Origin of the sequence: Kosakonia sp. HypNH10 (assembly GCF_029850615.1) — a bacterium.
Taxonomy (GTDB): domain Bacteria; phylum Pseudomonadota; class Gammaproteobacteria; order Enterobacterales; family Enterobacteriaceae; genus Kosakonia; species Kosakonia cowanii.
In genome coordinates this window covers 719,808-732,288 of record NZ_JAOTIU010000001.1, presented here as the reverse complement: position 1 = coordinate 732,288, position 12,481 = coordinate 719,808, and the positions used below count along the sequence as shown (strand labels likewise).

Genomic DNA, 12,481 nt, shown 5'->3' with positions numbered 1-12,481 from the left:
TATGTCGCAACTGACCCACATTAACGCCAATGGCGAAGCGCATATGGTGGATGTCTCCACCAAAGCGGAAACCGTGCGCGAAGCGCGCGCCGAAGCCTTTGTCACCATGCTGCCAGAGACGCTGGCGATGATTGTCGACGGCAGCCACCACAAAGGCGATGTCTTCGCCACCGCGCGCATCGCCGGTATCCAGGCGGCAAAACGCACCTGGGAGCTGATCCCGCTCTGCCACCCGCTGTTATTGAGCAAAGTAGAAGTGCTGCTCCAGGCGCAGCCGGAGCATAACCGCGTGCGCATCGAATCTGTCTGCCGTCTGAGCGGCAAAACCGGCGTTGAGATGGAGGCGTTAACCGCCGCCTCGGTCGCCGCGCTGACGATTTACGATATGTGCAAAGCGGTGCAGAAAGATATGGTGATTGGCCCGCTGCGCCTGCTGGCGAAAAGCGGCGGCAAATCGGGTGATTTCAGGGTAGAGAGCGATGCTTAAAGTACTGTTTTTCGCGCAGGTGCGCGAGCTGGTGGGCTGCGAAACCCTCAACGTTGAGACGCTTTTCCCCTCCGTTGAAGCGCTGCGCCAGCATCTTGCTGCGCAGGATGATCGCTGGGCGCTGGCGCTGGAAGAGGGCAAGCTGCTGGCAGCGGTGAATCAGACGCTGGTCAGCTTCGATCATCCGCTGGCAAGCGGCGATGAAGTGGCCTTTTTCCCGCCGGTGACCGGAGGCTGAGATGAGCGAAACGCGAATTTGTGTCGACCGCGCCGCGTTTAACGTCGGCGAAGAGTACAGCTGGCTGGCCGCGCGCGATGAAGATGGCGCGGTGGTGACCTTTACCGGCAAAGTGCGCAACCACAATCTGGGCGACAGCGTCAGCGCCTTAACCCTTGAGCACTATCCGGGGATGACGGAAAAATCGCTGGCCGCGATCGTCGACGAGGCGCGCAGCCGCTGGTCGCTCGGGCGGGTAAGCGTTTATCACCGCATCGGCGAACTCTGGCCGGGGGATGAGATTGTCTTTGTTGGCGTAGGGAGCGCGCACCGCAGCAGCGCTTTCGAGGCCGGGCAGTTTATTATGGACTACCTGAAAACCCGCGCGCCGTTCTGGAAGCGCGAAGCGACGCCGGAAGGCGAACGCTGGGTGGAAGCCCGTGACAGTGACCAGCAGGCAGCGAAGCGCTGGTAGCACGCAGGGTACCGATTGATGTGTTAACCTTACTGCATTGTTAACCCATCAATCAGGAGTGATTATGGACCGTTTCCCCCGTTCTGATTCTATCGTGCAGGGCAGCCGTAGCGGGCTGCAAACTTATATGGCGCAGGTTTATGGCTGGATGACCTGCGGTCTGCTGTTAACCGCGTTTGTCGCATGGTATGCCGCGCGCAGCGAAGCGATCATGAGCTTCGTCTTCTCCAGCCAGATCACCTTCTTCGGGCTGATTATTGCCCAGCTGGCGCTGGTGTTTGTCATCTCCGGCATGATCCATAAACTGAGCCCCGCGCTGGCGACCGGCCTGTTTATGCTCTATTCGGCGCTCACCGGCCTGACGCTCTCCAGCATTCTGCTGGTCTATACCTCGCAGTCGATTGCCGCCACCTTTGTGGTGACCGCCGGGATGTTTGGTGTGATGAGCCTCTACGGCTACACCACCAAGCGCGATCTCAGCGGCTTCGGCAATATGCTGTTTATGGGTCTGATTGGGATTGTGCTCGCCTCGCTGGTCAACTTCTGGCTGAAGAGCGAAGCGCTGATGTGGGTGATCACCTATATCGGTGTGATTGTCTTCGTCGGCCTTACTGCTTATGACACGCAGAAGCTGAAAGGGATCGGTGAGCAGATCGATGTCAGCAACAGCGCCGAGCTGCGCAGATACTCGATTCTGGGCGCGTTAACGCTCTACCTCGACTTTATCAACCTGTTCCTGATGCTGCTGCGTATCTTCGGCAACCGCCGTTAAGCGACGCTATACCTCATCCCGGCTGCGGCCGGGATTTTTTTGCCTTTTTCACGGAGGAGCGGTGAGAGTATTTGGCTGGATTGCCCCGGTGCAGGTTACGCCCGTTGAGTTACTGGTGAAGGCCTGTTTGTGGCTGGCGGCGGGCATGGCGCTCAGCGCGGTGCTCTGCTGGCTGGTACTCGATCTGCTGGCGCTACCGCAGTTCACTGAACACAGCGCGATTATCGTGCTGCTGGCGATCCTCTGGTTTATCACGCTTTTCGCCCTCAGCATGCTGTTTGAGCGCATGAAGACGCTACACGCCATCGGCGGGCTGGTGCTGCTGAGCGTCATCGGCGGCCTGCTGGCCGCGAGCCTCTTTTCGCTGCAACTCTGTCTGGTGCTCTACGGCGTGACAGGCGGGATGTTCGCCCTCGGCGCGCTGATTGCCCATCTTTATGGTGAGCGGCTGCGCAACAGGCGTTTTTACTGGCTTTTGGCCGCAGCGGGCGGCGCGCTTGCCGTGGTGATTAATCTTGCGCTGGCAGGCGGCGTGGCACAGTGGTGCGCAAGCCTCTTTCTGGTGGTGCTGTTTAGCGTTGTGAGCGCGCGCAAAAGCCCGCAGATGCTCGACAGCGCACGCGGGCTTTACCGCCAGCAGTTTGTCACGGTGCAGCACTGCGCAACCCGCGGTGCGCTCAGCATCTGGCTCGGCGCAGCGACCGCGTTTCTCGACATACTTCAAACGCTGATGTTTCTGGTTTCATCAGGATCGTCCAGCGCGTCGCGCTAGAGCACCGATTGCCGGATGGCGGCTTTGCCTTATCCGGCCTACGTGTACCGAGCCGCTGAAACCGCGTAGGCCGGATAAGCGCCAGCGCCATCCGGCATTCTCTCCGTGGCACAATTGCCGGATGGCGGCTTCGCCTTATCCGGCCTACCAAACGAGCCTACAGCCACACTGATATTGCTTTTACGTCAGATTTCACAGCGAGGGGTTGTGTCCCCGCTGAAATCGGCGAACCGAAGCGTGAATGACAAGGTCTGGACGCCATGGATGGCGGACAGAGGCGAACCGAGACAGGATGTCGAGTCGAGCCGGCCGCAGTCAGGCACGCGGGAGGTGAGCGCAGTGCGCAGCACCGATTTCCTCGCGGGGCCGCGGGGATTGACAAGGGGAGCGCGGCCGCTTCCCTTGTCCCGTTCACCGCACAAGAGATTAATGAAACTCCCGAACGCCTGGTGAACGGAACCATTCCACAAAACGCCACATGAAGCCCATTGCCGGATGGCGCGTTACACGCTTATCCGGCCTACGCCGTTTCCTGGGACGGCACTATCACTGCTGCGCCATCGCCTTCTCGTTTTTCGCCCGTAGCTTCTTGGCGCGGCCCTCCAGCAGCAGATAACCAATCAGCGCCAGCAGCAGCGGCAGGAAGTAGTAGAGCACCCGATAGGCGAGCAGGGCGGCGATGATAATCCCCTGCGACACATGCTCGCTGGCGAGCAGGGCGATAAACACCGCTTCCAGCACGCCGATACCCGCCGGGATATGCACAATCACCCCGGCGATACTGCTGACCAGCAGCACCCCAAGCACAAAGAAGAAGTCGGCGCGCATACCAAGCAGGATCCAGATAATCGCCCCCATCGCAATCCAGTTAGCGCTGGAGATCACCATCTGCGCGACGGCGAATTTCCACGACGGCAGCACCAGCTTGTGGCCCTTAATGGTGACGTGACGGCGTTTCGCAAACGCGCAGCCCCACAGGTAGACGGCGATAATCAACAACAGCACCACGCCGACAATGCGCAGCGTCGAGGCGTCGATATACCAGTGCTCTGGGATCTCCACCACGCCAAAGGTAAAGATCAGCCCGCCGAGCAGAATATAGCCCAGCCAGTTGGTGGTGATACTGAGCGAGAAGATGCGCGTAATGGTGCTGCCCGGCAGCCCAAGCCGCGAGTAGAGGCGATAACGCATGCCAATCCCGCCAACCCAGGTACTGAGCGTCAGGTTAAAGGCGTAGCAGATAAACGACACCAGCATCACCTGGCGCTTTGCGAGCTTATGGCCGCAGTAGGCGCGGCCGAGCAGATCGTAAAAGCCATACAGCACATAGCTGAGGATCACCAGCGCCACCGCGCTCAGCAGGGCGGTGCGGTTGTAATCGCGAATGACCTTCCAGACATCTTCCCAGTTCACCTTCTGCGCGTAGAGCACCAGCAGAACAATAACGGCGATAAAAAAGATCACCGTGAGGATTTTTTTAGCCAACCGCCAGCGCGGATGTGATGTTGACATCAGGGTTTTGCTCCCGAGTGCTGTGCTTCGTTTCTGTCCTGGGTTTCCATCTCCGGCTGTACCGGCGGCCCCACTTCAGCCAGTTTTGGGGTATGCGCCGGCAACCAGCCGACCAGCGCCGGGAAGTGGCGTAAGAAGTGGAACACCACCACGCTTTTCCCCAGGTTCCACCAGGTGCGCTTCGGCGCCATTGACTCATCCACCTGCTTACAATCCTGCTCAATAATCTTTTGCAGATTGTCGCGCAGCGTCTGGTTAAACTCGCGATCGTGAATAATCAGGTTCGCTTCGAGATTGAGCGACAGGCTTAACGGGTCAAGGTTGCTGGAGCCAACGGTCGCCCAGTGATCGTCCATCAGCGCCACTTTGCCGTGCAGCGGGCGGCGGCGATACTCATACACCTTCACGCCGCCTTTCAGCAGGTAGTTATAGAGCAGCTCCGCGCCCACTTTGACAATCGGCATATCCGGCTCGCCCTGCACAATCAGCTTCACGGTGACGCCGCGACGGGCAGCGTTACGCATCGCGTGCAAAAGCCGGTAGCCGGGGAAGAAGTATGCATTGGCGATAATCGCTTCCCGGCGGGCGTTAGCCAGCATCTTCAGATAGTGGCGTTCAATATCGTCGCGGTGATCGTCATTATCGCGCCAGACAAACAGCGCCTGAGCTTCGCCCGGCTTCCGGTTCTCTTCCGGGCGATGACGGCGGCGCTGCCACCAGCGTTTCGCCGGGGCGTTATCGGGCAGGTTTTCCAGCTCAAATTGCAGAATATCTTCGACGATTGGCCCCTCGACCCGCACGGCGTAATCCTGTTTTGCCTCGGGGCCGTAATCAGAGAGATGCTCGGCCGAGTAGTTAATCCCGCCGACAAAGGCGACGGTGTTATCGATCACCACAATTTTGCGGTGCATGCGTCGAAAGACGTTGGTACGCATCCCGAGCAGCGGCGGGCGCGGATCGTAATAGCGGAAAATCACGCCCGCCGAGGTGAGGGTGCTGACAAAGGATTCGCTTAAGTCGGGAGAGCCGTAGCCGTCGAGCAGCACCTCAATACTTACCCCGCGCTGAGCGGCGCGCAGCAGCACGCTGTGCAGCTCTTTGCCCACCTTGTCTTCAAACCAGATAAAGGTTTCGAGAATAATTTTCTGTTGCGCGTTATCAATCGCATCGTAGAGCGCCGGATAGTAGTTATCACCATTTTCCAGCAACTGGATGCGGTTACCGTCCCGCCAGCTACATTTCATAAATGGATCTCCGCACTCAGGGGGGCATGATCGGACAGATGACGCCAGTTGCGCAGCGGCAGCGCGGTTGGCGCAGTGGCGCTGGCGTTTTTGACATAAATTCTGTCGAGGCGTAGCAAAGGCAGGCTGACCGGGAAGGTGCGCGCCGGGCGACCATGCGCGCGGGTGAAGATCTCCTCCAGCCCGGCCTGCGCTTTAAGCGGCTGGTTGGCTTTTTGCCGCCAGTCGTTGAAATCCCCCGCCACCAGCACCGGCTCGCCTTCCGGCAGAGAGTTAACCCACTCTGCCAGCATTTTGAGCTGCGCCTGGCGGTGCGCCTCTTTCAGCCCAAGATGAACACTGAGGACATGTACCGCGCCGCCATAATCGGGCGGCATAATCCGGCAGTAGAGCAGGCCGCGTTTTTCGCTGCCATCTACTGAGACGTCGAGGTTTTCGTAGTGTTCAATCGGATAGCGGGAGAGCACCGCATTGCCGTGGTGCCCTTCAGGATAGACCGCATTGCGCCCGTAAGCGAAGTCGCTCCACATGGTATCGGCGATAAATTCGTAATGGGTGGTATCGGGCCAGTTCTCAACGCGCAGCGGGTGCACTTCGTGGGCGCCCATCACCTCTTGCAGGCAGACGATATCCGCGCTCACCAGGCGCACGGCATCGCGCAACTCGGGCAAAATAAAGCGCCGGTTGAAGGTGGTAAAGCCTTTGTGTGTGTTAATCGTCAATACTTTTAATGAAAATGGTCGCGCGTGTTGGGTCATAAATCTCCTGCCAGCATCACTCTCCTGTATAGAAATAAATTGTAGTCCCTGTCACAAAAAAAGCCGGGGTTACAGAATTTTCTGTAGATCGGGGTACTCTTCTGTAAGAGTAAAATCCTTGCGGAGAGATGCCATGAAGTGGCAACAATGTGTTCGTGTCGCAACAGGCCTGAGTTGCTGGCAGATTATGTTGCATTTGATGATTGTGGCGATACTGGTGATGGGCTGGATGAGCGGCAGGCTGGTGCACGTGGGGCTGGGGCTGTGCGTGCTTTATGGCGTCACCGTGCTGCTGATGCTCTTTTTCCAGCGCCATCATGACGCGGGCTGGCGCGGCATCGGCGATGTGCTGGAGGAGCTAACCACCACCTGGTATTTTGGCGCATCCCTTATTGCCATCTGGCTGCTCTCGCGGGTGCTGCAAAACAACTACCTGCTGGCGCTTGCCGGGCTGGCCATCCTTGGCGGCCCGGCGGTGGTTTCACTATTAACCAAAGAGAAACGATTAGGCCGTGTGGCGACGAAACATGGCGTAGGCCGCGGTGCCCGTTGACAGGGCAATCGCGATCAGCGGCCACAGGCTTCCCCAGATAATCTCCAGACTGGCATCCTTCAAATAGATCTGCTTGGTGATATCGGTAAAGTGCCGGATCGGGTTAATCCAGGTTAAATCCTGCAACCATACCGGCATGTTCTCCACCGGCGAAACGTAACCCGAGAGCAGGATCGCCGGCATCATCCAGACAAATACCCCGATAAACGCCTGCTGCTGCGTTTCGCAAAACGACGAGATCAACAGCCCAAACCCGACCAACGACAGGCCGTAAACCAGCATCGTGAAGTAGAAGAGCAGCAGCGATCCGGCAAACGGGATCTGGTAAGCCAGAATGCCGAACAGCAGCACAATCGTCGCCTGGAATGCGGCGACAATCAGCGCCGGCACCGCTTTGCCGATAAAGATCTGCCAGGTGGCGAGGGGCGACACCAACAGCTGATCGAAGGTGCCTTGCTCCCGCTCGCGCGCTACCGACAGCGAAGTGACAATCATCACGCCAATGGTGGTGATCATCGCCACCAGCGACGGCACGATAAACCATTTGTAATCGAGATTTGGGTTGTACCAGTTACGCACCACCAGCTCGCTGTTGTTCGGCTTCGGCTGCCCGGCCAGCAGCTCCTGCTGATAATCTTTCACCACCTGCTGAAGATAGTTGGCGGCAATCTGCGCGCTATTCGAGTTACGCCCATCGAGAATCAGCTGCATCTGCGCGGGTGTGCCGCTGTCGAGATCGCGGGAAAAATCGGCCGGGAAGCGCACCAGCAGCAGCGCTTTTTGCGTATCCAGCGTCGGGCGGATCTCCTGCGGGCTGCGCAGCAGCAGCACGTGGGTAAAGGCTTTGGCGCGGGCGAAACGCTGGGTCAGCTCCACCGCGTGCTTGCCGTTATCTTCGTTATAGATAGCGATAGTGGCGTTGGTCACCTCAAGGGTGGCGGCAAACGGGAAGAGCAGCACCTGAAAAATCACCGGCAGAATCAAAATGGCGCGGGTTTGCGGCTCGCGCAGCAGGGACTGCAACTCTTTGCGGATCAGCGTCCATAAACGGTGAAACATGGCTTCTCCTTAATCCAGCCTGCGTTTGGTTTTCAGCCACGTCAGGCCGATAAACATCACGGCGGAGGCCACCAAAAACAGCATGTTAATGGTCAATACCATGGGAATATTGCCCGCGAGAAAGAGGCTTTGCAGCGTGCTGACGAAGTAACGCGCCGGGATGATATAGGTCACCGCACGAATAATCGCCGGCATACTGTCGATCTGAAAGATAAAGCCAGAGAGCATAATCGACGGCAGAAACGCGGCGTTCAGCGCCACCTGCGCGGCGTTAAACTGGTTGCGCGTGGTGGTCGAGATTAAAAGCCCCATACCAAGCGTGCTGAGCAGAAACAGGCTGCTCAGCAGGAAGAGGATCAGCAGCGAGCCGCGATAGGGGACGCCGAGAATAAAGACCGACACCAGCATACAGAGCAGCATCGCCAGCATGCCGAGAAAGTAGTAGGGGATAAGTTTACAGAGCAGCAGCTCGGCACGGGTGATCTCAGTGGAGAGCAGCGCCTCCATGGTGCCGCGCTCCCACTCGCGCGCCACCACCAGCGAGGTGAGGATCGCGCCAATCACCGTCATGATAATGGTCACCGCGCCGGGAATAATAAAGTGCTGGCTGATGGCCGCCGGGTTGAACCAGTAGCGGGTCTGCACATCGATCAGCGGCGTGAAACTCTCTCCGCGATCTTCGGCGCGCTGCGCCTGCCAGAGTTGCCAGATCCCCTGGAGATAGCCCTGCACAAAATTGGCGGTATTCGGTTCACTGCCGTCGGTGATCACCTGAATCGGTGCCACTTCGGCAGGTCTTGCCATCTGCGCATCGAAGTTGACCGGAATAACCACCAGACCACGGATGCGCCCGGCCTGCATCATCTCGATCAACTGCTGGCGATCGCTGCTGATGGTGGAGTCAATGTAGGGCGAGCCGGTGAGCGCGTGGGTAAAATCGAGCGCCTCATCGCTGCGCTGCTCAAGCAGCACGCCGACGCTCAGCTTGCTGGAGTCGAGGTTGATGCCGTAGCCAAAAATAAACAGCAGCAGCAGCGGGATCACCACCGCAATCAGCCAGCTGCTCGGGTCGCGCACGATCTGCCGCGTCTCTTTGACGCACAGCGCCCGTACGCGCCGCCAGGAGAGGGCGTTAACGCGCATTGCTATGCTCCTTATCCCAGTTCTGGATCAGCGTGATAAACGCATGCTCCATGGTGGGATCGGGGTGGTTATCATCGGCGGTCTGCGCTTTCAGCTCGTCCGGCGTGCCGCTGGCAATCAGTTTGCCGCGGTAGACCAGCCCGATGCGGTCGCAATACTCCGCCTCATCCATAAAGTGGGTGGTGACCATCACCGTCACCCCTTTTTCCACCATGCTGTTGATATGCAGCCAGAACTCGCGGCGGGTGAGGGGATCAACGCCGGAGGTCGGCTCATCGAGAAAAAGAATGTCCGGCTCGTGCATCAGCGAGCAGGCCAGCGCCAGACGCTGCTTATAGCCGAGCGGCAGAGCATCAGTGGCGTGGCGGGCAATGGTTTGCAGGCCAAACGCTTCGCTCATTCGCGCCATCTTCTCCCGCTGCGCGCTGCCGCGCAGGCCGTAGACGCCGGAGAAGAAGCGCAGGTTCTGCTCTACGGTCAGGTTGCCGTAAAGGGAGAACTTCTGCGCCATATAGCCGAGGCGCTGGCGCGCTTTGCCGGAGCTGACCTTGAGATCCATATTCAGCACCAGCGCCTGGCCGGAGGTCGGCACCAGCAGGCCGCACATCATTTTAAAGGTGGTGGATTTGCCCGCGCCGTTCGGGCCGAGCAGGCCAAATATCTCGCCGCGTTTGACGGCAAAATTGACCTCGTTAGTAGCGGCGAAGTCACCAAACTTTTTGGTGAGGGATCTCGCTTCAATCACCGTCTCTTCGCCATCGCCGCTCACCGAGTGCAGGATCTTGCCAAGCGGCGACTCGGCCGCACCCGCGCCGCCCAGCAGGTCGATAAAGGCATCTTCAAAGCGCGGAGCGGTCTCCTCAATCTCCAGCGGTGGCATCTCTGGCGCGGCGTGAATCGCCTGCACATCGGCCCCTTTTTTCAGGATCATGCGTACCGAGCGCCCCTGGATCACGCCGTCGCTCACCTGCGGCAGCCTGAGAATGCGCCGCAGCAGGCGGCGGTTATTCTCATCCCGGCTGGTGAGCAGAAAGCTGCGCCCGGCCATGCTCTGGGTTAACGCTTTCGGCTCGCCGTGGTAGAGCAGCTCGCCCTCGTTCATCAGCAGCACATCGCGGCACTGCTCCGCTTCATCAAGATAGGAGGTGCTCCAGAGGATCAGCATCCCGTCGCCCGCCAGTTCATGCACCATCTGCCACAATTCACGCCGCGAGATGGGGTCGACGCCGACGCCTGGCTCATCAAGCAGCAGCACCTGCGGATCGCCGATCAGCGTACAGGCGAGCCCCAGCTTCTGCTTCATACCGCCAGAGAGTTTGCCCGCCAGCCGCTCGGTGAAGGGGGCGAGGGAGGTAAACTCCAGCAGACGGGTAAACATCTGCTGGCGCTTCTCGCCGGTGACGCTGCGCAGATCGGCATAGAGGATCAGGTTCTCCATCACCGTCAGATCTTCATAGAGGCCAAATTTCTGCGGCATATAGCCGAGCACGGCGTGCAGCTCGCTGTCGTTCTCGATGGGGTCGAGGCCCAGTACACGCACGCGGCCTTCGTTCTGCTTCATTAACCCGGCCAGAATGCGCATCAGCGTGGTTTTGCCCGCGCCATCCGGGCCGACCAGCCCGGTGACATAACCGGCGTGGATTTCACAATCGAGCCGCGCTACAGCAGGTTTCTCCATGCCGGGGAACTGTTTTACCAGCCCCTCAAGTTGAATGGTCCGCTCATTCATGACGCGCCTCGCCGTCGAAGCGCAGCGTCACCGGCATCCCCTGGCGCAGGTTATCATCGGCATCGGTGACGATAATGCGCAGGCGATAAACCAGGTCGGTACGCAGATCCGGGGTCTCAACGGTTTTTGGGGTAAATTCGGCGGTCGGCGAGACAAAGCCGATTTTGCCGTGATAGGGCTTATCCGGGCGGCCATCGGTGTAGAGCAGGATTTCGGCTCCCGGTCGAGTCTGGTGCAGATTGCGCTCATCGACATAGGCGCGCACCCACACCGGGCGGGTCAGCGACAGGGTTAACACGCTGCTGCCTGCGTTAAGCATGCTGCCCGGCTCGACGGCGCGGGTCAGCACCGTGCCGTTGCTCGGCGCGACCAGCGTAGTGTCCTGCAAATCAAGTTCTGCCTGCGCCAGTGCGGCCTGCGCCTGTTCGAGGCCCGCTTTCGCCTGGGCGATCTCCTGCGGGCGGTTACCGGCGCGGAACTGGCGCAATTTATCCTGCGCCGATTTGAGCGTTGCCTGCGCCTGGTCACGCGCCGAACGGGCGTTCTCCAGATCGTTTGCTGAAATCACTTTCGTTTTCCACAGCCCCTGCTGGCGCTGGTAGAAGTTCTGCGCGTAATCGTACGCCGCCTTTGCCTGGCTGACGGCGGAGGCGGCCTGGGCGATCTCCTCGGCGCGGTAGCCTTCGGTGGCTAACGCATATTTGGCTTCGGCAGTCGAGACGTTGGCTTTCGCCTGCAACAGCGCGTTTTCATAAGGCGCGCGGTCGATTTCGCCGAGCTTCTGCCCGGCCTGTACGCTGTCACCCTCATCCACCTGCAACGCCGCCAGCCGCCCGCCGACGCGAAAACTTAAATTAACGGTGCGGATATCGACATTGCCATACAGCGTCAGGCTGTCGTCCTGCCTGCTTTGATACCAGTACCAACCGCCAGCCAGCATCGCCAGCAGCACCACGCTGAGTAACACCACAACGCTACGCTTTTTCATCACTCCGGACTCCTGTGCGTTAATCCCTGCAAAATAAAATCGATATGGCAGGTGATGACTTGAAAGATCATTTCCGTTTTCTCTTCGTCGAACTGCGTCCAGCCTGCACGCAGCAAAATGGTTTCCCGCACCAGGCGGAAGGCGAGGATCTCGCCGATTAAGGCGTGGGCATGCAGCACCATCTGCGTGCTGTCGGCATCCTGGCCGGTGTAGGCGGCGAGCAGGCGCGTCAAATGCTGGTGCATCGGGTCGATCACCTGCTCATGCACAATCTGATACGCGCGGGTGGGGGAGAGCTGCTCGCGGGAGATAAATTTGCTCAGGTTGAGGGTTTCATCATGGGTGAGCAGCGTGAGCATCTCTTTGCTGGCGCGATGGATCAGCGCACGGATCGCCGGGCGGTCTGGTTCAGGTTCGGCAAACAGCGCTTCGGCGGCCTGCACGTGGGGTTGAAAATGGTGGCTGATAAAGTCGGCAATCCACTGCGCGCAGGCGTGGTAGAGATCCTCCTTCGAGCCGAAGTAGTAAGGGATTGCGGCGATGTTCTGCCCGGCCTGCGCGGCGATATCCCGCGTGGTGGCATGCAGTCCATACTCGCCAAACTGCGCCAGAGCAGCGGCAATCAACTGATTTTTGGCCTGTTCGCCTTTACTGGTGGTCGGTGTGCTATTCATGGGAGTTATAAAATTAATCAATCGATTGATTAACTCTACGACGGCGGGAAAATGTTGTCCAATTTTTGCGCAGGAAATGTGAGGGGGGCTAAATTTAT

The 12,481-nt window shown here is 59.0% G+C and carries 14 protein-coding genes; 6 read left to right on the top strand and 8 right to left on the bottom strand.

The features are described from left to right. The first annotated feature begins 1 nt into the window (after nt 1). The 5 genes from moaC (at nt 2) to N7V53_RS03540 (ending at nt 2,723) form a co-directional block, all read left to right on the top strand. Nucleotides 2-487, top strand: a complete 486-nt coding sequence (gene moaC, locus N7V53_RS03560) for a cyclic pyranopterin monophosphate synthase MoaC (RefSeq protein WP_279792140.1) — start codon at nt 2-4, stop codon at nt 485-487. Further along, the gene (gene moaD / locus N7V53_RS03555) at nt 480-725 is read left to right on the top strand and encodes a molybdopterin synthase sulfur carrier subunit (protein ID WP_279792138.1); all 246 of its coding nucleotides are present in this window, start codon (nt 480-482) and stop codon (nt 723-725) included. The genes moaC and moaD overlap by 8 nt, the downstream gene beginning before the upstream one ends. 1 nt (nt 726) lies before the next feature. Beyond that, nucleotides 727-1,179, top strand: a complete 453-nt coding sequence (gene moaE, locus N7V53_RS03550; RefSeq protein ID WP_023479530.1) for a molybdopterin synthase catalytic subunit MoaE — start codon at nt 727-729, stop codon at nt 1,177-1,179. 64 nt (nt 1,180-1,243) lie between these two features. Further along, nucleotides 1,244-1,951, top strand: a complete 708-nt coding sequence (locus N7V53_RS03545) for a Bax inhibitor-1/YccA family protein (RefSeq protein WP_023479511.1) — start codon at nt 1,244-1,246, stop codon at nt 1,949-1,951. Nucleotides 1,952-2,012: 61 nt separating this feature from the next. Continuing rightward, nucleotides 2,013-2,723 carry a Bax inhibitor-1 family protein gene (locus N7V53_RS03540; protein ID WP_279792134.1) on the top strand — a complete coding sequence of 237 codons (711 nt, stop codon included), beginning with the start codon at nt 2,013-2,015 and terminating at the stop codon, nt 2,721-2,723. Nucleotides 2,724-3,269: 546 nt separating this feature from the next. On the opposite strand, the gene N7V53_RS03535 is transcribed toward N7V53_RS03540, so the two are convergent. The 3 genes from N7V53_RS03535 to N7V53_RS03525 are packed head-to-tail and all read right to left on the bottom strand — an operon-like array spanning nt 3,270 to nt 6,237. Further along, entirely contained in the window at nt 3,270-4,235 is a 966-nt protein-coding gene (locus N7V53_RS03535) for a lysylphosphatidylglycerol synthase domain-containing protein (RefSeq protein WP_279792133.1), read from the bottom strand. Then, nucleotides 4,235-5,479, bottom strand: coding sequence for a cardiolipin synthase ClsB (clsB, locus tag N7V53_RS03530; protein WP_279792132.1), 1,245 nt, complete (start codon nt 5,477-5,479; stop codon nt 4,235-4,237). The genes N7V53_RS03535 and clsB overlap by 1 nt, the downstream gene beginning before the upstream one ends. Continuing rightward, nucleotides 5,476-6,237, bottom strand: coding sequence for an endonuclease/exonuclease/phosphatase family protein (locus tag N7V53_RS03525; RefSeq protein ID WP_279792130.1), 762 nt, complete (start codon nt 6,235-6,237; stop codon nt 5,476-5,478). The genes clsB and N7V53_RS03525 overlap by 4 nt, the downstream gene beginning before the upstream one ends. Before the next feature lie 133 nt (nt 6,238-6,370). Between N7V53_RS03525 and N7V53_RS03520 the strand changes: the two genes are divergently transcribed. Further along, entirely contained in the window at nt 6,371-6,790 is a 420-nt protein-coding gene (locus N7V53_RS03520) for a YbhQ family protein (RefSeq protein WP_279792128.1), read from the top strand. Here N7V53_RS03520 and N7V53_RS03515 read toward each other — a convergent pair. Genes N7V53_RS03515 through cecR form a run of 5 tightly spaced genes read right to left on the bottom strand, consistent with a single transcriptional unit; the run spans nt 6,743 to nt 12,383 of the window. Further along, nucleotides 6,743-7,849 (bottom strand): ABC transporter permease, encoded by a 1,107-nt coding sequence (locus N7V53_RS03515; RefSeq protein ID WP_279792125.1) that lies wholly within the window; start codon nt 7,847-7,849, stop codon nt 6,743-6,745. The genes N7V53_RS03520 and N7V53_RS03515 overlap by 48 nt on opposite strands. A 9-nt stretch (nt 7,850-7,858) precedes the next feature. Then, the gene (locus N7V53_RS03510; RefSeq protein WP_279792123.1) at nt 7,859-8,992 is read right to left on the bottom strand and encodes an ABC transporter permease; all 1,134 of its coding nucleotides are present in this window, start codon (nt 8,990-8,992) and stop codon (nt 7,859-7,861) included. Then, nucleotides 8,982-10,721, bottom strand: coding sequence for an ATP-binding cassette domain-containing protein (locus tag N7V53_RS03505; protein WP_279792122.1), 1,740 nt, complete (start codon nt 10,719-10,721; stop codon nt 8,982-8,984). Before N7V53_RS03505 ends, N7V53_RS03510 begins: the two co-directional genes overlap by 11 nt. Further along, on the bottom strand, nt 10,714-11,709 hold the full coding sequence (hlyD, locus tag N7V53_RS03500; protein ID WP_124969035.1) for a secretion protein HlyD: 996 nt from the start codon (nt 11,707-11,709) through the stop codon (nt 10,714-10,716). Before hlyD ends, N7V53_RS03505 begins: the two co-directional genes overlap by 8 nt. Further along, a complete protein-coding gene (gene cecR, locus N7V53_RS03495) occupies nt 11,709-12,383 on the bottom strand; it encodes a transcriptional regulator CecR (protein ID WP_279792120.1) in 675 nt (224 codons plus the stop codon). The genes hlyD and cecR overlap by 1 nt, the downstream gene beginning before the upstream one ends. Nucleotides 12,384-12,481 lie beyond the last annotated feature (98 nt).

Bases quoted from the DNA above. Each gene is read 5' to 3' on its own strand.
- moaE (WP_023479530.1), top strand. From the start codon at position 727: ATGAGCGAAACGCGAATTTGTGTCGACCGCGCCGCGTTTAACGTCGGC.
- N7V53_RS03545 (WP_023479511.1), top strand. From the start codon at position 1,244: ATGGACCGTTTCCCCCGTTCTGATTCTATCGTGCAGGGCAGCCGTAGC.
- N7V53_RS03535 (WP_279792133.1), bottom strand. From the start codon at position 4,235: ATGTCAACATCACATCCGCGCTGGCGGTTGGCTAAAAAAATCCTCACG.
- moaC (WP_279792140.1), top strand. From the start codon at position 2: ATGTCGCAACTGACCCACATTAACGCCAATGGCGAAGCGCATATGGTG.
- N7V53_RS03525 (WP_279792130.1), bottom strand. From the start codon at position 6,237: ATGACCCAACACGCGCGACCATTTTCATTAAAAGTATTGACGATTAAC.
- N7V53_RS03505 (WP_279792122.1), bottom strand. From the start codon at position 10,721: ATGAATGAGCGGACCATTCAACTTGAGGGGCTGGTAAAACAGTTCCCC.
- hlyD (WP_124969035.1), bottom strand. From the start codon at position 11,709: ATGAAAAAGCGTAGCGTTGTGGTGTTACTCAGCGTGGTGCTGCTGGCG.
- moaD (WP_279792138.1), top strand. From the start codon at position 480: ATGCTTAAAGTACTGTTTTTCGCGCAGGTGCGCGAGCTGGTGGGCTGC.
- N7V53_RS03515 (WP_279792125.1), bottom strand. From the start codon at position 7,849: ATGTTTCACCGTTTATGGACGCTGATCCGCAAAGAGTTGCAGTCCCTG.
- N7V53_RS03510 (WP_279792123.1), bottom strand. From the start codon at position 8,992: ATGCGCGTTAACGCCCTCTCCTGGCGGCGCGTACGGGCGCTGTGCGTC.
- N7V53_RS03520 (WP_279792128.1), top strand. From the start codon at position 6,371: ATGAAGTGGCAACAATGTGTTCGTGTCGCAACAGGCCTGAGTTGCTGG.
- clsB (WP_279792132.1), bottom strand. From the start codon at position 5,479: ATGAAATGTAGCTGGCGGGACGGTAACCGCATCCAGTTGCTGGAAAAT.
- cecR (WP_279792120.1), bottom strand. From the start codon at position 12,383: ATGAATAGCACACCGACCACCAGTAAAGGCGAACAGGCCAAAAATCAG.